We start from the raw sequence: 814 nt of genomic DNA on the forward strand, positions 1-814 counted from the left end.
GGAAAAACACGGAGGAAGAAGCCGCATCGTGACCGATGCGGTTAGAATTTAAACCCCGCGCAATCGGGTGGAGGCACCGGTCACGTTGTTAGCGAAATGAGCGGTCACGTTCACCGAAATCCGCAGCCATCGCGCATGCTGCTTGAGTTGGGCTCGCTCATTGAATGCAGGCGGCCACCTTGCAGGGCCAAGCCATCAATACTGTTGTTGGCCACGGTGATACCGCGGAAGCTTTCGGGCAGGAGTCGCGAGTCGCCGTATTGAACAACGGGGCTGACAGGGAAAACATCGCCAGCTTTGATGACTGTATCCATGAACCTGGCTTTAACCGCACCACCCACCTTGGAGTAGTCATCTTCGGGTTGCCCTGCACTGTTGTAAGGCATCACATCAACGGAGCCACCTGCGCCGGATCGCCCATCACCAGAGTCGAGTTTCAGGCCCAGCATCGCAAACGCGTCGATACCAAAGCCAACGGTACCCTCGGTGAATCCAGACTCAAACTGCCCAATGATCCCATGCGCCCACTCTTCCGAGTAACCATTACCTGTGCCGCTCGACTGACCCTTACGAAAGTCGCGATTGAAATAGAGGTTGCGATTCAGAATAGTGAGGCTGCTGCCCTCGACGAAGCCTTCGGCCTTTTCTTCGGCGGCAATTGCAGCCTGTCCGGTGCCGATACTCAGACCCGCCGCGTCAGGATAGTTGTCGTGTGAGTTGATTCGATGAGTCTTGGTCGGTGGGCGGAAGTGAGAGCCGTGTGGCGCGTTATTCGATAGAGCATCGGGAGTGGGTGGTGCGGCAGATGATGCCG

Annotated in this window: 1 pseudogene; it reads right to left on the minus strand. The window is 56.8% G+C overall.

The window, feature by feature from the left end:
- Window positions 1–125 precede the first annotated feature (125 nt).
- Window positions 126–686: pseudogene (locus HBN63_RS21620) on the minus strand (OprD family outer membrane porin); the annotation flags it as partial.
- Window positions 687–814 lie beyond the last annotated feature (128 nt).

The organism is Pseudomonas sp. WS 5011, from assembly GCF_012985775.1.
Taxonomy (GTDB): Bacteria; Pseudomonadota; Gammaproteobacteria; order Pseudomonadales; family Pseudomonadaceae; genus Aquipseudomonas; species Aquipseudomonas peli.